The sequence below is a fragment of the Hydrogenophaga aromaticivorans genome, assembly GCF_013387465.1.
Lineage (GTDB): Bacteria > Pseudomonadota > Gammaproteobacteria > Burkholderiales > Burkholderiaceae_C > Hydrogenophaga > Hydrogenophaga aromaticivorans.
Map to the genome: position 1 here is coordinate 280,128 of NZ_VYGV01000012.1, position 15,900 is coordinate 296,027.

A 15,900-nucleotide genomic window follows, 5' to 3' on the forward strand; every position below is an offset into this window, starting at 1 on the left:
GGGGGATGTCAGACGCCGGCCTTGCCGAGTTCGGCGCCGTGGGTGGGGGAGGGCGCGTGCTGGACGGGGTGCTCCGCCATGTACTTGAGCACGCCCACGTAGGTGACCAGCAGCAGGCCGTAGACCACCAGGTAGGCGGCGAGGGTGAGTGCGATCATGGGCGGCGCCGTGTGGGTGGCCAGCTCGCTGGTGCGCAGCAGGCCGTAGACCATGAAGGGCTGGCGACCGATCTCGGTGACGTACCAGCCCGAGAGCGTGGCCAGCCAGCCCGAGAACGTCATGCCCGCCAACACCCAGAGCCAGGGCCGGGGCCACGGGGTGTGGCCTTCTGCAGCGCCCCGGTGGCGCTGGCGCCAGAGGCGCCAGACGCTGAACCAGGCCACCACCAGCATCAGGCTGCCCACGCCCACCATCACGCGAAAGCCCCAGAACACCGGCGCCACCGGTGGGTGTGCGTCCTTGAAATCGTGGATGCCCTGGACTTCGCCATCGAGGTCGTGCGTGAGCACCAGGCTGGCCAGCCGGGGGATCTTGAGCGCGTAGTGGGTGGTGCCCGCGGCTTCATCGGGGACGCCGAAGAGCGTGAGCGGTGCGCCCTTTTCGGTGTCCCAGATGCCTTCCATGGCGGCGATCTTGGCCGGCTGGTGTTCCAGGGTGTTGAGTCCGTGCAGGTCACCGGCCAGGAACTGCAGCGGCATGGCCACCGCGGCCGCCACGATGGCCGCACGCATGGCCTTGTGGGTGCCGGCCGTGGCGCTGCCCTTGAGGAGCTGCCAGGCGCACAGGCCCGCGATCAGGAACGAGGCGGTCAACGCCGAGGCCAGCAGCTTGTGCGCGAAGCGGTAGGGGAACGAGGGGTTGAACACCACCGCCCACCAGTCGGTGGGGATGAACTGGCCGTTGACGATCTCGAAGCCCGCGGGCGTCTGCAGCCAGGAGTTGAGGCTGAGGATCCAGAACGCCGACAGCGTGGTGCCCAGCGCCACCAGCGCGGTGGCGAGCAGGTGCACACGCTCGGACACGCGGCCCCGGCCAAACAGCATGATGCCCAGGAAGCTGGCCTCGAGGAAAAACGCGGTCAGCACCTCGTAGCCCAGCAGCGGGCCCGAAATGTTGCCGGTCTTCTCCATGAAGCCCGGCCAGTTGGTGCCGAACTGGAAGCTCATCACGATGCCCGAGACCACGCCCAGCGCGAAGCTGAGCGCGAACACCTTGGTCCAGAAGTAATACGCCTCTTCCCAGGCCGGCTCGCGGGTCTGGATGAAACGCAGGCGGAAGAACAGCAGGAACCAGCACAGCGCGATGGTGATGGAGGGGAACAGGATGTGGAAACTGATGTTGGCCGCGAACTGCATGCGCGACAGGATCAAGGCGTCCATGGGGTTTCCAGGTGGTGGGGGCGTGGCGAAAAGGGCCGTCAGGCGGCGTCGGGCTGCTGGTCGGCGCGGGCCGGGCGGGCGGCGCCTTTGCCGGTGATCCGGTCCTTGAGTTCGAGCACGCGGGTCACGGTGGCGCCCATGCCCATGAGCTGCAGGGCGGTCTCGGGGGCGAGCTTCTGCACGTCGTCGAACCAGGTCATGAGCCGGTCGATCAGGTCGTGCATGTCACGCATGCGGGCCTGGGCGTGGCGCTCGGCGTCGGTCGAGGGCGTTTCCAGCAGGGCCGTGCGCAGCATCGACAGCGTGGGCTCGATTTCGCGGCGGCGGCGCTCTTCGGCCAGCACGCGGAAGATCTCCCACACATCGGCCGGCGCTTCGAAATACTCGCGCCGGTCACCAGGCTGGTGGCGCAGCCGCACCAGGCGCCAGGACTGCAGCTCCTTGAGGCCCATGCTGACGTTGGAGCGCGAGAACTCCAGCTGCTCGGCGATCTCGTCGGCGTTGAGTGCCCGGGGCGAGATGAAGATCAGCGCGTAGATCTGGCCCACGGTGCGGTTGATGCCCCATTTGCTGCCCATCTCGCCAAAGTGGGCAACGAATTCGCGGTTCAGCGGGGGGAGGTGGTCTTGCAGCGGCATGGGGCGGAGTCTAGGCAGCTGTGTCTGTAATTTCAGAAAATTCTGAAATTACATGAATATCCGTAGGGTTATTCCGTTGGCGCGCCGGGTCCTTGTCCGGGGTGCGGCACAGGCGGGTGCCTACAATCGGACGCAACAACACCGCCCGGAGCACGCACGCATGAGCATCAAAAGCGACAAATGGATCCGCCGCATGGCCAAGGAGCACGGCATGATCGAGCCCTTCGAGCCCGGTCAGATCCGGCAAAACGCGGCCGGCGAGAAGATCGTGAGCTACGGCACCAGCAGCTATGGCTACGACATCCGCTGCGCACCCGAATTCAAGGTCTTCACCAACATCCACAGCACGGTGGTGGACCCGAAGAACTTCGACGAAAACAGCTTCGTGGACATCAACAAGGATGTCTGTGTGATCCCGCCCAACAGCTTCGCGCTGGCGCGCACCATGGAGTACTTCCGCATCCCGCGCAACGTGCTGACCATCTGCCTGGGCAAGAGCACCTACGCGCGCTGCGGCATCATCGTCAACGTCACGCCCTTTGAGCCCGAGTGGGAAGGTTATGTGACGCTGGAATTCAGCAACACCACACCGCTGCCGGCCAAGATCTACGCCGGTGAAGGCTGTGCCCAGGTGCTGTTCTTCGAGAGCGACAAGGACGACGTCTGCGAGACCAGCTACAAGGACCGCGGCGGCAAATACCAGGGCCAGGTGGGTGTGACGCTGCCCAAGACCTGAAATCGCCACACCGATCGCAACGGAAGCGCTGCCCCCGGCAGCGCTTTTTGTTTGGAGCTTTGCATAATGGGTCTGGCTGTGTCGCCAGACCCGAGGAGAACGCACCATGAAATGGGGAAACAACCGCCAGTCGGACCAGGTTGAAGACCGCCGCTCCTCATCGGGGGGCGGCATGTTCGGCGGCGGAGGTCGGCGCACTGGCGGACGCAGCATCGGCCTGGGCACCATCGTGATCGCGCTGATCGGCGGCTGGATCTTCGGCATCAACCCGATGACCATCCTGAGCTTCCTGGGCGGCGCGGGCGACCTCGCACCGTCGCAGACGCAGAACGCGCCGGCATCGGCCCCGGCGGGCAAACCGACCGATGAAATGGGCCAGTTCGTGGCCGCCGTGCTGGGTGGCACCGAAGATGTGTGGATGACGGTTTTCCAGCAGAGCGGCTCGCAGTACCAGAAGCCCCGCCTGGTGTTGTTCCGCGGCGCTGTGCCCACGGCCTGCGGCACCGGCCAGTCGGCCATGGGCCCGTTTTATTGCCCGGGTGACCAGAAGGTCTACATCGACCTGAGCTTCTACGAGACGCTGCGCAGCCAGCTCGGCGCGCCCGGCGACTTTGCCCAGGCCTACGTGATCGCGCACGAGGTGGGCCACCATGTGCAGAACCTGATGGGCCTGACCCAGCAGATGGAACAGTCCCGGCAACGCGTGAGCGAGCGCGAGTACAACGCGCTGTCCGTGCGGCTGGAATTGCAGGCCGACTGCTTTGCCGGCATCTGGGCGCACCACAACCACAAGACCAACGCCATCCTGGAGCCGGGCGACGTGGAAGAGGCGCTGAACGCGGCCGCCGCCATCGGTGACGACGCCATTCAGCGCAAGAGCCAGGGGCAGGTGGTGCCCGACAGTTTCACCCACGGCAGCAGCGAGCAGCGCCAGCGCTGGTTCCACAAAGGGCTCGAAACCGGCAGCGTCAAGGCCTGCGACACCTTCAACGCGCGCCAGATCTGAGATTCCCTGGCGTTTGGCGTCGGACGGGGGCCGGCCGGGGCTTCCCTGCCCGGGCTGGGTGAAAAACGCCCAAAGTGCGACAATAGCGGGCTAAAGCCCTCCCAGCGCGCATGAATACGCAACGCGCATTGAAATGACCCTATCCTTCTCCCAACTCTCTCTCTCTCCTTCGCTGGAGCGCGCCGTGGCCGAAATGGGCTACGAGAACATGACGCCGATCCAGGCGCAGGCCATCCCCGTGGTGCTGCAGGGACGTGACGTGATGGGCGCCGCCCAGACGGGCACCGGCAAGACCGCAGCCTTCACGCTGCCGCTGCTGCAGCGCATGATGAAGCACGACAACACGTCCACTTCGCCCGCGCGCCACCCGGTGCGCGCGCTGGTGCTGTTGCCCACGCGCGAGCTGGCCGACCAGGTGGCCGAACAGGTCAAGCTCTACGCCAAGTACACCAACCTGCGCAGCACCGTGGTGTTCGGCGGCATGGACATGAAGCCGCAGACCGCCGAGCTGAAGAAGGGTGTTGAAGTGCTGGTGGCCACGCCGGGGCGTCTGCTGGACCACATCGAAGCCAAGAACTGCGTGTTGAACCAGGTCGAATACGTCGTGCTCGACGAGGCCGACCGCATGCTCGACATCGGTTTCCTGCCCGACCTGCAGCGCATCCTCTCGTTCCTGCCCAAGCAGCGCACCACGCTGCTGTTTTCGGCCACCTTCTCGACCGAGATCAAGCGCCTGGCCAACAGCTACCTGCAGGACCCGGTGACCATCGAGGTCGCCCGCTCCAACGCCACCGCGTCCACCGTCGAGCAGCATTTCTACCGCGTGGAAGATGACGACAAGCGCGGCGTGCTCAAGCAGATCCTGCGCGAGCGCGGCCTCAAGCAGGCCTTCGTGTTCGTCAACAGCAAGCTCGGCTGTGCGCGTCTGGCGCGTTCGCTGGAGCGCGAGGGCCTCAACACCACGGCCCTGCACGGTGACAAGAGCCAGGACGAACGCCTGAAGGCGCTCGAAGCTTTCAAGAGCGGCGCGGTCGACCTGCTGGTGTGTACCGATGTGGCCGCACGCGGCCTGGACATCAAGGACGTGCCGGCGGTGTTCAACTTCGACATCCCGTTCAACGCCGAAGACTATGTGCACCGCATCGGCCGCACCGGCCGCGCGGGCGCGTCGGGTCTGGCGGTGTCGTTTGTCAGCGGGCGCGATACGCGCCTGATGGGCGATCTGGAAAAACTGCTGGGCAAGAAGCTGGAGCTCGAAGCGCTGGAACTCGAAGCGGACAAGCGCCCGGCCGGTCACTTCAACGATGGCCAGCGCGCCTGGCAGCAGCCCGAAACGGCGCGCGAAGAGCGCGACATCCGCGAAAGCCGCGGCAGCCGCGGCAGCCGTCCCGAGCGTGAGGCGCGTGCGCCTTCCAGCCGCCCGGTGCGCGCACCCCGTGCGCCTGCCGATCCCCTGTTCGACAAGCCTTACGAGCCCAGCCTGGCCGCCGAGGCCACGCCGTCCTGGGAAGCCGCGCAGAAGCCGGCCAGCCGCCTGTCGCCCAACATCAAGACCCGCAAGAAGGTGCCGGCGCTGTTCAAGAGCGCGCCGGTGGCCCCTGTGACCCCTGTGACCGACAACAGCTGAATCCATCAGCCCTTGCCCGGTTTGCGGGTCTGCGGGCAGCGCACGGCAAAGCGCTCGACCTCGCCCGGTTGCGCCCCCAGTCGCGCCGCCGTCAGGCAGCCTCCCCACACACAACCCGTGTCCAGGGCCAACACACCCGGGCGCTGCGCACCGGCGCCCAGCGTGGACCAGTGGCCGAACGCCACCGGTGTGCCTTCGGTGCGCCGCCCCGGCACCTCGAACCACGGCATGAAGCCCGCTGGCGCGCTGTCCGCGCTGTCCTTGGTGTCGAATTCCATCACGCCCTGCGGTGAACAGAAGCGCAGCCGCGTGAGCGCGTTGACGATCACGCGCAGCCGGGCCGCGCCGCGCAGGCCGTCGCTCCAGAAATCGGGCTGGTTGCCGTACATGCCGTGCAGGAACACGCCCCAGTCCGCGCTGCGCAGCGCCGCCTCCAGCTCGCCCGCCAGCGCCAGGGTCTGCGCCGCGTCCCACTGCGGCAGCACGCCCGCGTGCACCATCAGCCAGCCGTGCACCTGCAGCGCCATGGAGCGTGTGCGCAGCCAGTCCAGCAGGTCGTTGCGATCGGGCGCGTTCAGGATGTCGGCCAAGGTATCGCTGCGGTGCGGCTTGCGCACGCCGTGCGCCACGGCGAGCAGGTGCAGGTCGTGGTTGCCCAGCAGGCAATGCGCCGCACCTTCAAGCGCCATCAGCCGGCGCAACACCGCCAGCGAATCCGGACCGCGGTTGACCAGGTCGCCCAGCAGGTACAGCGTGTCGCGGCTGGGTGAAAAACCGATTTCGTCCATCAGACGTCCGAGGGCCTCGTCGCAGCCCTGCACGTCGCCAATCATGTAAAGTGCCATGCGCCCATTATGGATACCCTCTTAATCATCTTTCTCACCCTGCTCAACGGTGCCTTTGCCATGTCGGAGCTGGCGCTGGCCTCCAGCCGCAAGGCCCGCCTGTCGGCCATGGCGGAGTCCGGTGACAAGGGCGCACAGACCGCACTGAAGCTGCTCGAAAATCCGACACAGTTCCTCTCCTCGGTGCAGGTGGGCATCACCTCGATCGGCATGCTCAACGGCATCGTCGGTGAAGCCGCCTTCAGCGATGACCTGGGAGCGTGGCTGCAGGGCCTGGGACTCACCGCGGCCACGGCCAGCGTGAGCGCCACCGCGGTGGTGGTGGTGGTGATCACCTTCATCACCATCGTGTTCGGCGAACTGGTGCCCAAGCGCATCGGCCAGCTGTATCCGGAAACGGTGTCGCGCTGGGTCTCGCGGCCGATGGCCTGGGTGGCGAAAATCGCGCGCCCCTTCGTGCTGCTGCTGTCGGTGACGACGCAGGGCACGCTCAAGCTGCTGCGCGTCGACACCAACGCCGTGCAGCACGTGACCGAGGAAGAAATCAACGCCAGCCTGGAAGAGGGCGTCGACGCCGGGCTGATCGAGGAGCACGAACACCAGATGGTGCGCAACGTGTTCCAGCTCGATGACCGCCAGCTCACCTCCATCATGGTGCCGCACGCCGACATCGAATGGCTGGATGCGGAAAGCGCCATCGACGACGCGGTGCAGCGGGCCTGGACCACCGGTCATTCCTGGTACCCGGTCTGTCGTGGCGGGCTGGCCGATGTGGTCGGTGTGATCCACCTGCCGCGCATGCTGGCGCTGCAGGCCGAGGGCAACAACGAGCCGATCATGCGGCACGTGCAGCCGGCGGTGTTCGTGCCCGAGACGCTCTCGGGCATGGAGCTGCTGGAGCAGTTCCGCGAGCGCTCCACGCGCATGGTGCTGGTGGTGGACGAATACGGCGTGGTGCAGGGGCTGCTCACGCCGCTGGACATGCTCGAAGCCATCACCGGCGAACTCTCGCCCCACGAGGCGCTGGACGCCTGGGCCACACAGCGCGAGGACGGTGCCTGGCTGGTGGACGGGGCCATGCCGGTGGCCGAACTCAAGGCACGGCTGGACATCGAGGAACTGCCCGACGAGGACAAGGGCCGCTACAACACCGTGGCCGGTCTGATGCAGACGGTGGCGGGCGATCTGCTTGCACAGGCCGACACGGTGGATTGCGCGGGCTGGCGCTTCGAGGTGCTGGTGCTCGACGGCCGGCGCATCGATCAGGTCCTGATTTCGCACCTGCCTGAAGGCGAAGAAGCGTTGGCCGAAGACACCCGCTGAGCGGGGGTGCCCGCGGGCCGGGTCAGCGGCTCAGGCGGGTGGCTGGGCGGGACCCACGGGCCGGTGCTCAAACAGCCAGTCCTTGAACGCCAGCGCCGCAGCCGACAGCCGTTTGCCGCGCGGGTACACCACGTGCCATTGACGGATCAGCGGAAAGCCCACCACGTCCAGCAGCACCAGCTCGCCCAGTGCCAGTTCCGACACCACCGTGGTGGCCGACAGCACCGCCAGGCCCAGGCCACCGGCCACGGTCTGCTTGATGGCCTCGTTGCTGCCAACCTCCAGCCGGTTCTTCAGCGTCACGCCCTGGCTGGCAAAAAACTTCTCGGCCGTGAGCCGCGTGCCCGAACCCGGCTCGCGCAGGATGAAGGGCTCGTTCTTCAGCCGGCTGGGCGCGATCTTCTTTTTGCCCACCAGAGGGTGGTCGGGTGGCGCCACCAGCACCAGCGGGTTGTCGGCAAAGTTCTCGCTCACCACGTCCATGCTCTCGGGCGGCTGGCCCATGATGTAGAGGTCGTCCTGGTTGGCGGCCAGGCGCTGCAACAGGTTCTCGCGGTTGCCCACCAGCATGGCCACTTCGATGCCCGGGTGCGCCGCGCAGAAGCCGCCCAGCAGCTTGGGTACGGTGTATTTCACCGTCGTCAGGATCGCGAGTTTCAGGCTACCGCGCTCCACGCCCTGCAGCGCCGCGAGGTCTTGCGACAGGCGCTCCATGCGGGTTTCGATGTCGGCGCAGGCGTCGGCCAGGGTCTGGCCGGTGGCGGTGAGAAAGATCTTCTTGCCCAGCTGCTCGAACAGGGGCTGGCCCACCGTTTCCGAGAGCTGCTTGACCTGCAGCGACAGCGTGGGCGGCGAGAGGTGCAGTTCTTCGGCCGCACGCGCGAAGCTGTTGTGGCGCGCCACGGCCAGGAAGATGCGCAGCTGGTGCAGGGTGGCGTGGCGCAGGTTCATTCGGGTCTCCGGAATTGATAGATAAAAATCTAACGTAACAGTAAAAACATTTTACTTTTATTTATTCTTCAGCGGCTCAACAATCCGTCTGTCCCCGATCAAAAACCCGGGGCATCCATCAACACCGAGACAGCAACCCTCTAGACATCCCCGGAGACCCTCATGGACCAAAGCAACCGCTACGCCGACCTCAGCCTGAAAGAAGCCGACCTGATCGCCGGCGGCAAACACATCCTCGTGGCCTACAAGATGAAGCCCAAGGCCGGCCACGGCTACCTGGAGGCCGCCGCCCACTTTGCCGCCGAGTCGTCCACCGGCACCAACGTCGAAGTGAGCACCACCGACGACTTCACCAAGGGCCTGGACGCGCTGGTGTATTACATTGACGAAGCCACGGAAGACATGCGCATCGCGTACCCGATGGACCTGTTCGACCGCAACATGACCGACGGCCGCATGATGATGGTGTCGATCCTGACGCTGGTGATCGGCAACAACCAGGGCATGGGCGACATCGAGCACGGCAAGATCCACGACATCTACTTCCCCGAGCGCGCCATCCAGCTGTTTGACGGCCCGTCCAAGGACATCTCCGACCTGTGGCGCATCCTGGGTCGTCCGATGAAGGACGGCGGTTACATCGCCGGCACCATCATCAAGCCCAAGCTGGGCCTGCGTCCCGAGCCGTTCGCGGCCGCGGCCTACCAGTTCTGGCTGGGTGGTGACTTCATCAAGAACGACGAACCCCAGGGCAACCAGGTGTTCTGTCCGGCCAAGAAGGTCTACCCCATGGTGTACGACGCCATGAAGCGCGCCATGGACGAAACCGGCCAGGCCAAGATCTTCTCGGCCAACATCACCGCCGACGACCACTACGAAATGCTGGCCCGCGCCGATTTCATCCTGGAATCCTTCGGCCCCGACGCCGACAAGGTGGCTTTCCTGGTCGACGGCTTCGTGGGTGGTCCGGGCATGATCACCACCGCCCGCCGCCAGTACCCAGGTCAGTACCTGCACTACCACCGCGCCGGCCACGGCATGATCACCAGCCCGAGCGCCAAGCGCGGTTACACCGCCTTCGTGCTGGCCAAGATTTCGCGTCTGCAAGGTGCCTCAGGCATCCACGTCGGGACCATGGGCTACGGCAAGATGGAAGGCGAGAACTCGGACAAGAACATCGCCTACATGATCGAGCGCGACGAAGCCCAGGGCCCGGTCTACTACCAGAAGTGGTACGGCATGAAGCCCACCACCCCGATCATCTCGGGCGGCATGAACGCGCTGCGTCTGCCGGGCTTCTTTGAAAACCTGGGTCACGGCAACGTGATCAACACCTCGGGTGGCGGCGCCTACGGCCACATCGATTCACCGGCCGCCGGTGCGATCTCGCTGCGCCAGTCCTACGAGTGCTGGAAGTCGGGCGCCGACCCGATCGCCTACGCCAAGGAGCACAAGGAATTCGCCCGCGCGTTTGCCTCGTTCCCTGGTGACGCCGACAAGCTGTACCCTGGCTGGCGCGAGAAGCTCGGTTCGCACAAGTAAATCCCCCGTTTCTTTTGCGGGGCGGCTGCTTCGGCCTCGGGGCCACTGGGCGCACTGCGACGCTCGTGTCCCCCGCCGGCCTGCGGCCGGCTCCTCCTTTACCTCGCTTTGCAGTACACCCAGCGGCCCCGAGGCCGAAGCAGCTTTGGTGCTCGAAGGTCGGATCAGAGCCCAGGTGCTGGCGTTTGGAGCGCTGGGTGTCCGACGCAGCGAAGTCAAGGAGGAGGGGCGGGCGCAGCCCGACCCGGGGGACATGAGCGTAGTTGGATGCCCAGTGCTCCAAACGCGGAGCGAAGTGCCTTCATCACGGACCCCAGCAAGGACCCAGTCAATCGGAGACAAGAGATGACCACCGACTACCGCATCGAACAAGAACCCTACTACCAGCCGCAAAGCAACGAGGTTGCGCTGTACGAAGCCGCCTACGCCGCGCGCCTGCCGGTCATGCTCAAAGGCCCCACCGGCTGCGGCAAGTCGCGCTTCGTCGAATACATGGCGTGGAAGCTGCAGCGCCCGCTCATCACCGTCGCCTGCAACGAAGACATGACCGCGTCCGACCTGGTGGGCCGCTACCTGCTCGAAGCCGGCGGCACGCGCTGGCTCGACGGCCCGCTCACCATGGCTGCGCGGATGGGCGCCATCTGCTACCTCGATGAAATCGTCGAAGCGCGCCAGGACACCACCGTCGTGATCCACCCGCTCACCGACCACCGCCGTACCCTGCCGCTGGACAAAAAGGGCGAGCAGGTGCGTGCCCACCCGGACTTCCAGCTCGTCATCTCCTACAACCCCGGCTACCAGAACCTCATGAAGGACCTGAAGCCATCGACCAAACAGCGCTTCGCCGCGTTCGATTTCGACTACCCGCCACCCGAGCAGGAAGCGCGCATCGTGGCCAGCGAAACCGGCATCGACGAAGCACTCGCCGCCCGGCTGGTGAAGATCGCCATCACCGCGCGCAACCTCAAGGGCCACGGTCTGGTCGAAGGCATCTCCACCCGCCTGATGGTCTACGCCGCCACGCTCATGAAGGGCGGCGTGGCGCCGCGCGATGCCTGCCGCATGGCGCTGGTGCGGCCCATCACCGACGACGCCGACATCCGCGAGACGCTGGACCACGCGATCGACGCCGTGTTTGACGCCGCTTGACCCCCCGGAGCCCGGCATGACCACCGCCGCCACCGACGACCTGCAGGCCTGGCGCGCCCGGCTCGACACGCGCTTTCCCGAAGTGGAGCCGGTGTTCGAAAGCTGCCTGGGCGAAGCGGTGCGCGTGCTCTCGCCTGAGGGGCTGGACGCCTACATCGACTACGCGCGCACGCTCGGCAAGCTGGGCCGCGGCGTCGAGCCGATGTTGATCTTTCTGGCCGAGTGGCCGCAGATCGCGCGCTCACTGGGTGAAGACGCGCTGCCCGCCATCACCGCCACCATCCACACGCTCTACAAGTCGCCCAACGGCAAGGCCATCACGCCCTTTCTGCAAAGCCTGGCCGCCGTCGCGCGGCGCCTGCCTTCGCGCGAACCGTTCCAGCGCTACCTGAGCCTCTCGCTCGATTTCATGGAGCGCACCACCGGCTCCATCCACGGCCATCACAAGACCTTCGCCAGCCCGGGGCTGCCGCTGTTCTTCGAGCGTGCGCCGCAGCTGCTGGGCCTGCTCAGCGTGGGCGGGCTCAAGCGCTGGGTCGAATACGGCGTGCGCAACTACCACCACCACCCCGAGCGCCAGCGTGACTACTTCAGCCTGAGGTCGGCCGACGCCAAGGCCGTGCTGCAGCGCGAGCGCCGCGGCACCCTGCTGGCCGACCACACGCGCGTGCTCGACCTGTACCTGCAGGCCCTGTGGCAAGAAGAAGCGCTGCTCGTGCCCTACGCCACGGCCCACCTGGGCGACGACAGCGCCAGCGCACCGCGCCACAGCCAGCCGTATTTCGACGCGCTGGGCATCCGCCTGCCCGACGTGTACGAAGACCGCGGCGGCGTGCGTGGCATCGACCGCTACCGCGCCGCACTCGCCCACATGGCCGGCCACCGCCGCTGGAGCCAGCCACAGGTGGCCGACAACTGGAGCCCGTTCCAGCGCCTGGCGGTGGAGATGTTTGAAGACGCGCGCATCGACACCCTGCTGCTGCGTGAATACCCCGGCCTGCGCGGCACGCTGCTGCGCCTGCACCCGCGCCCGACGGAGGGCGCCTGCGACCCGGCCACACACTCGTGCCTGCGCCACCGCCTGGCCATGCTCTCGCGCGCTATGCTCGATGCGCAGCACGGCTACACCGACCCGGACCTGCTCGATTTCCGCCAGCGCTTCCACCAGGCGCTGGCCGCCGGCGAGTCGAGCACGCAAGAGATGGCCAGCCTCGCGCTCTCGTGCGTGGCGCGCATCCGCCGCCAGAGCGACCAGCAGCCGAATGTGTTTTTTACCGACACCGAGGTGGACTACCGCGACGACAACCGCCACCTGTGGATCTACATCGAGGCCGGTGACGAAGAAGAGAGCTTCGATGACCATCGGCAGCGCGAGACCCCACCCGATGTGCCCGGCCTGCCGCCGCGCCACTACCCCGAGTGGGACCCGGCCAGCCAGACCTACCGGCCCGACTGGGTGAGCCTCTACGAGCGCCTGCAACCCAGCGGCAACCCCGCCGACATCCACCGCATCCTCGCGCGCCACGCGGCGCTGGCCAAGCAGCTCAAGCGCCTGCTCGATCTGCTCAAGCCGCAGGACAAAGTGCGCATCCGTTTCCAGGAAGAGGGCAGCGAGCTCGACCTGGACGTGGCGATCCGCTCCCTGATCGATTTCAAGAGCGGCGCCGCGCCCGACCCGCGCATCAACATGAGCCACCGCACCGACGGGCGCGACATCGCGGTGCTGCTGTTGCTCGATCTGTCGCAGTCATTGAACGAGCCAGCCGCGGGGAGTGAGCAGACCGTGCTCGACCTCAGCCGCGAAGCCGTCACCCTGCTGGCCTGGGCGATTCAACAGCTGGGCGATCCCTTCGCCATCGCGGGCTTCCACTCCAACACCCGGCACGATGTGCGCTACCAGCACATCAAGGGTTTCGATGAAGGTTTTGACGACGAGGTGAAAGGCCGCCTGGCGGGCATCGAGGCGGGCTACTCCACGCGCATGGGCGCGGCCCTGCGCCACGCCGGCCACTACCTGGGTGCGCGCCAGGCGGACAAGAAGCTGCTGCTGATCCTCACCGACGGCCAGCCCAGCGACATCGACACCCCCGACGAGCGCACGCTGATCGAAGATGCCCGCGAGGCCGTGCGCGAACTGGGGCAGGAAGGCATCTACACCCACTGCATCAGCCTGGACCCGAAAGCCGACGCCTACGTGGGCGACATCTTCGGTGGGCGCCACACGGTGATTGAAAACGTGCAGCGCCTCCCTGAGCGGTTGCCGCAGCTGTTCATGTCGCTCACGCGCTGAAGCGCGCGCCGTTCACTGCGCGGTGGTGGCGATCTGCTCCAGCCGTGCCGAGACGGACACCGGTGCGGCCAGCATGCCAAACAGATTTTTCGGATCGGCCAGCTGCGGGATCAGCGCGATGCGCTCGCCCATGCCCAGCCGGACCGCGCTGTCCATCATGAAACGCAGGGCGGAGAAGTCTTCGAGCGCGAAGCCCACCGAATCGAACACGGTGACCTGCTCGGCGCTGTCGCGCCCGGCGCGTTCGCCGCGCAGCACCTGCCAGAGTTCGGTGACGGCGAAGTCCGCGGGCTGGTGCTGGATCTCGCCTTCCACGCGCGACTGCGGCTCGTATTCCACGAACACCTTGGCCGCGTCGAGGATGTCGCCGTGCAGCTCGGTCTTGCCCGGGCAGTCGCCGCCCACGGCGTTGAGGTGCATGCCGGGCTCCATCATCTCGGGCGTGAGGATCAGGGCCATGGCCTTGTCGGCGGTGACGGTGGTCACGATGTCGGCGCCTTTCACGGCTTCGGCCGTGCTCTGGCAGACCGTGATGTGCAGGCCGCTGCCCTGCAGGTTGGCCACCAGCTTGGCGCTGGCGGCGGGGTCCACGTCGTACACGCGCAGGCAGGTAATGCCCACCAGGTGCTGGAAGGCCAGGGCCTGGAATTCGCTCTGCGCGCCGTTGCCGATCAGCGCCATCACGCGGCTGTCGGGGCGCGCCAGTGTCTGGGCGGCCAGCGCCGACATGGCGGCGGTGCGCAGCGCGGTGGTGAGTGTGAGCTCACTCAGGAACAGCGGGGCGCCGGTGTCCACGTCCGCCAGCACGCCGAAGGCCATCACGGTGGACATGCCGAAACGCGTGTTGCCCGGGTGGCCGTTGACGTATTTGAAGCTGTAGCGGTGGTCATCGGCCACGGGCATGAGTTCGATCACGCCGTCTTTCGAGTGCGCGGCCACGCGGGCGGTCTTGTCGAAATCGGCCCAGCGCAGGAAGTCGGCGCGGATGTGTTGTGCCATGTGCTGCAGGCAGTGCGGCAGGCCGAGGCGGCGGACCAGCTCGGCGGCTTCGGGTGCGCTCAGGTACAGGGTGCCCGTGTCGCGGAATTGGGTGAGTGCGGTGTTCTTCATGGTCGTCTCTTGGGGTGCGGAAAACGGTGCGAACAGACGTCCGCCAACCGGTCCCAAGAGTTTGCCGCTGCTGCGCAACAATGAAAATCGGCAACAAAGTAAAGAAATGGCAGAAAATCGGCCAATTCGGCAACCTTGATTGGCGTTTTGACCATGGATCAGCTGGACCAGCAACTCATCGCCCTGCTGCGGCAGGACGCGCGCCTCGCCGTGGCCGACCTCGCCCACAAGCTCCAGGTGTCGCGCGGCACCGTCACCAACCGGTTGCGCAAGCTCGAAGACACGCAGGTGATCGTGGGCTACACCGTGCGTCTGCGGCCCGAGTCGCAGCCCGAGCGCATCCGCGCCTGGATGAGCGTGCAGGTCGAGGGCAACCAGACCCGGCTGGTGATCGCCAGCCTGCTGGGTGAGCCGGGTGTGGCCGCCCTGCACGACACCAATGGCCGCTGGGACCTGCTGGCCGAACTGGAGGTGGGCTCGATGAAAGAGCTGTCCGACGTGCTGGAGCGCGTGCGCCTGATCAGTGGCATCCGCTCGACCGAGACCAGCATCCACCTCGCCAGCTACCGCTGAACAGGGCGCGCGCCGCCTCCCGGTGTTCCGGCAGCGATCTTGAGCGCGCCAACAAAAAGACCCGGCCTGGCCGGGTCTTCGAGTGGGGTGCACACGCCCGCCGCGTGGATCAGTTCTGGAAGACGTCGTCCATGCCACCGCGGCGACCCACGCGGCCGTCGCTGTCGTCCGGTGCATCGTTCACGTCGTCGGCGCCACGGCCGCGGCGACCCACGCGACCATCGCTGTCGTCCGGTGCGTCCACGCCGTTGTCTTCCACGCCACGGGGCCGGTCGCGGCCGCTGATATGGCCGTCGGCGTGGTGGTTCGGGCCGTCATCCGCGCCGCGACCGCGGCGTCCGCTGCCCGAGTTGCTGGAAGACGAGGAACCGCTGGACGAGGAACTGCCGGCGTTGCCACCATCATCGCCGCCGCGCCCCCGGCCGCGCCCGCGGCCGCTGTCGCCGGACGAACCGTTCGAGGACGAGGACGACGAGCTGCCGCCATCGTCACCACCCCGACCACGGCCGCGGCCACTGCTGTCGCCCGAGGAGTTGCTGGAGCTGCTTGATGAAGAACCGCCGCGGTTCTTGCCGCTGCCGGAGTCCCCGTCCTTGGCCAGGACGGCACTGGACGCGAGACCCAGTGCCATGGCGGCAATCAGGGTGGCGAGAGTGGACTTGTTGAAAGTGCGCATGGTTTTCTCCTGAAGGGTGGTGGTTGAGTGCGTGTGAAAGTTTCCCACGCACGGC

At 66.6% G+C, this 15,900-nt stretch carries 14 protein-coding genes; 8 read left to right on the top strand and 6 right to left on the bottom strand.

Features of this window, described 5'->3' with window-relative positions; translation table 11 throughout:
* Window positions 1-8: 8 nt before the first annotated feature.
* The gene (locus tag F3K02_RS14705) at window positions 9-1,379 is read right to left on the bottom strand and encodes a cytochrome ubiquinol oxidase subunit I (protein WP_177136357.1); all 1,371 of its coding nucleotides are present in this window, start codon (window positions 1,377-1,379) and stop codon (window positions 9-11) included.
* Between the two features lie 38 nt (window positions 1,380-1,417).
* Window positions 1,418-2,017 carry a GbsR/MarR family transcriptional regulator gene (locus F3K02_RS14710; protein WP_177136358.1) on the bottom strand — a complete coding sequence of 200 codons (600 nt, stop codon included), beginning with the start codon at window positions 2,015-2,017 and terminating at the stop codon, window positions 1,418-1,420.
* A gap of 160 nt (window positions 2,018-2,177) precedes the next feature.
* Here F3K02_RS14710 and dcd point away from each other — a divergent pair, with 160 nt between their 5' ends.
* The 3 genes from dcd (at window position 2,178) to F3K02_RS14725 (ending at window position 5,386) form a co-directional block, all read left to right on the top strand.
* On the top strand, window positions 2,178-2,753 hold the full coding sequence (dcd, locus tag F3K02_RS14715) for a dCTP deaminase (protein ID WP_177136359.1): 576 nt from the start codon (window positions 2,178-2,180) through the stop codon (window positions 2,751-2,753).
* A gap of 106 nt (window positions 2,754-2,859) precedes the next feature.
* On the top strand, window positions 2,860-3,759 hold the full coding sequence (gene ypfJ, locus F3K02_RS14720) for a KPN_02809 family neutral zinc metallopeptidase (RefSeq protein ID WP_177136360.1): 900 nt from the start codon (window positions 2,860-2,862) through the stop codon (window positions 3,757-3,759).
* A 133-nt stretch (window positions 3,760-3,892) separates the two neighbouring features.
* Window positions 3,893-5,386, top strand: a complete 1,494-nt coding sequence (locus tag F3K02_RS14725; RefSeq protein ID WP_177136361.1) for a DEAD/DEAH box helicase — start codon at window positions 3,893-3,895, stop codon at window positions 5,384-5,386.
* 5 nt (window positions 5,387-5,391) lie between these two features.
* On the opposite strand, the gene F3K02_RS14730 is transcribed toward F3K02_RS14725, so the two are convergent.
* Complete coding sequence (locus F3K02_RS14730) at window positions 5,392-6,231, bottom strand: symmetrical bis(5'-nucleosyl)-tetraphosphatase (RefSeq protein WP_177136362.1); 840 nt, start codon at window positions 6,229-6,231, stop codon at window positions 5,392-5,394.
* A gap of 9 nt (window positions 6,232-6,240) precedes the next feature.
* Here F3K02_RS14730 and F3K02_RS14735 point away from each other — a divergent pair, with 9 nt between their 5' ends.
* Entirely contained in the window at window positions 6,241-7,554 is a 1,314-nt protein-coding gene (locus F3K02_RS14735) for a hemolysin family protein (RefSeq protein ID WP_177136363.1), read from the top strand.
* 30 nt (window positions 7,555-7,584) lie between these two features.
* Here the strand turns inward: F3K02_RS14735 and F3K02_RS14740 are convergent, their stop codons facing one another.
* Window positions 7,585-8,505: a LysR family transcriptional regulator gene (locus tag F3K02_RS14740; protein ID WP_177136364.1), complete on the bottom strand. Its 921-nt coding sequence runs from the start codon at window positions 8,503-8,505 to the stop codon at window positions 7,585-7,587.
* 162 nt (window positions 8,506-8,667) lie between these two features.
* On the opposite strand from F3K02_RS14740, the gene F3K02_RS14745 reads away from it, so the two are divergent.
* The 3 genes from F3K02_RS14745 to F3K02_RS14755 all read left to right on the top strand — a co-directional run bounded on the left by F3K02_RS14745 (window position 8,668) and on the right by F3K02_RS14755 (window position 13,486).
* A complete protein-coding gene (locus F3K02_RS14745; RefSeq protein WP_177136365.1) occupies window positions 8,668-10,047 on the top strand; it encodes a ribulose-bisphosphate carboxylase in 1,380 nt (459 codons plus the stop codon).
* A 345-nt stretch (window positions 10,048-10,392) separates the two neighbouring features.
* The gene (locus F3K02_RS14750) at window positions 10,393-11,196 is read left to right on the top strand and encodes a CbbQ/NirQ/NorQ/GpvN family protein (protein WP_177136366.1); all 804 of its coding nucleotides are present in this window, start codon (window positions 10,393-10,395) and stop codon (window positions 11,194-11,196) included.
* Between the two features lie 16 nt (window positions 11,197-11,212).
* The gene (locus F3K02_RS14755) at window positions 11,213-13,486 is read left to right on the top strand and encodes a nitric oxide reductase activation protein NorD (protein ID WP_177136367.1); all 2,274 of its coding nucleotides are present in this window, start codon (window positions 11,213-11,215) and stop codon (window positions 13,484-13,486) included.
* 12 nt (window positions 13,487-13,498) lie between these two features.
* Here the strand turns inward: F3K02_RS14755 and F3K02_RS14760 are convergent, their stop codons facing one another.
* On the bottom strand, window positions 13,499-14,596 hold the full coding sequence (locus tag F3K02_RS14760) for an ornithine cyclodeaminase (RefSeq protein ID WP_177136368.1): 1,098 nt from the start codon (window positions 14,594-14,596) through the stop codon (window positions 13,499-13,501).
* A 153-nt stretch (window positions 14,597-14,749) separates the two neighbouring features.
* Between F3K02_RS14760 and F3K02_RS14765 the strand changes: the two genes are divergently transcribed.
* A complete protein-coding gene (locus F3K02_RS14765; RefSeq protein ID WP_177136369.1) occupies window positions 14,750-15,169 on the top strand; it encodes an Lrp/AsnC family transcriptional regulator in 420 nt (139 codons plus the stop codon).
* A gap of 109 nt (window positions 15,170-15,278) precedes the next feature.
* On the opposite strand, the gene F3K02_RS14770 is transcribed toward F3K02_RS14765, so the two are convergent.
* A complete protein-coding gene (locus tag F3K02_RS14770) occupies window positions 15,279-15,845 on the bottom strand; it encodes a hypothetical protein (RefSeq protein ID WP_177136370.1) in 567 nt (188 codons plus the stop codon).
* Window positions 15,846-15,900 lie beyond the last annotated feature (55 nt).

Bases quoted from the DNA above. Each gene is read 5' to 3' on its own strand.
- F3K02_RS14705 (WP_177136357.1), bottom strand. From the start codon at position 1,379: ATGGACGCCTTGATCCTGTCGCGCATGCAGTTCGCGGCCAACATCAGT.
- F3K02_RS14710 (WP_177136358.1), bottom strand. From the start codon at position 2,017: ATGCCGCTGCAAGACCACCTCCCCCCGCTGAACCGCGAATTCGTTGCC.
- dcd (WP_177136359.1), top strand. From the start codon at position 2,178: ATGAGCATCAAAAGCGACAAATGGATCCGCCGCATGGCCAAGGAGCAC.
- ypfJ (WP_177136360.1), top strand. From the start codon at position 2,860: ATGAAATGGGGAAACAACCGCCAGTCGGACCAGGTTGAAGACCGCCGC.
- F3K02_RS14725 (WP_177136361.1), top strand. From the start codon at position 3,893: ATGACCCTATCCTTCTCCCAACTCTCTCTCTCTCCTTCGCTGGAGCGC.
- F3K02_RS14730 (WP_177136362.1), bottom strand. From the start codon at position 6,231: ATGGCACTTTACATGATTGGCGACGTGCAGGGCTGCGACGAGGCCCTC.
- F3K02_RS14735 (WP_177136363.1), top strand. From the start codon at position 6,241: ATGGATACCCTCTTAATCATCTTTCTCACCCTGCTCAACGGTGCCTTT.
- F3K02_RS14740 (WP_177136364.1), bottom strand. From the start codon at position 8,505: ATGAACCTGCGCCACGCCACCCTGCACCAGCTGCGCATCTTCCTGGCC.
- F3K02_RS14745 (WP_177136365.1), top strand. From the start codon at position 8,668: ATGGACCAAAGCAACCGCTACGCCGACCTCAGCCTGAAAGAAGCCGAC.
- F3K02_RS14750 (WP_177136366.1), top strand. From the start codon at position 10,393: ATGACCACCGACTACCGCATCGAACAAGAACCCTACTACCAGCCGCAA.
- F3K02_RS14755 (WP_177136367.1), top strand. From the start codon at position 11,213: ATGACCACCGCCGCCACCGACGACCTGCAGGCCTGGCGCGCCCGGCTC.
- F3K02_RS14760 (WP_177136368.1), bottom strand. From the start codon at position 14,596: ATGAAGAACACCGCACTCACCCAATTCCGCGACACGGGCACCCTGTAC.
- F3K02_RS14765 (WP_177136369.1), top strand. From the start codon at position 14,750: ATGGATCAGCTGGACCAGCAACTCATCGCCCTGCTGCGGCAGGACGCG.
- F3K02_RS14770 (WP_177136370.1), bottom strand. From the start codon at position 15,845: ATGCGCACTTTCAACAAGTCCACTCTCGCCACCCTGATTGCCGCCATG.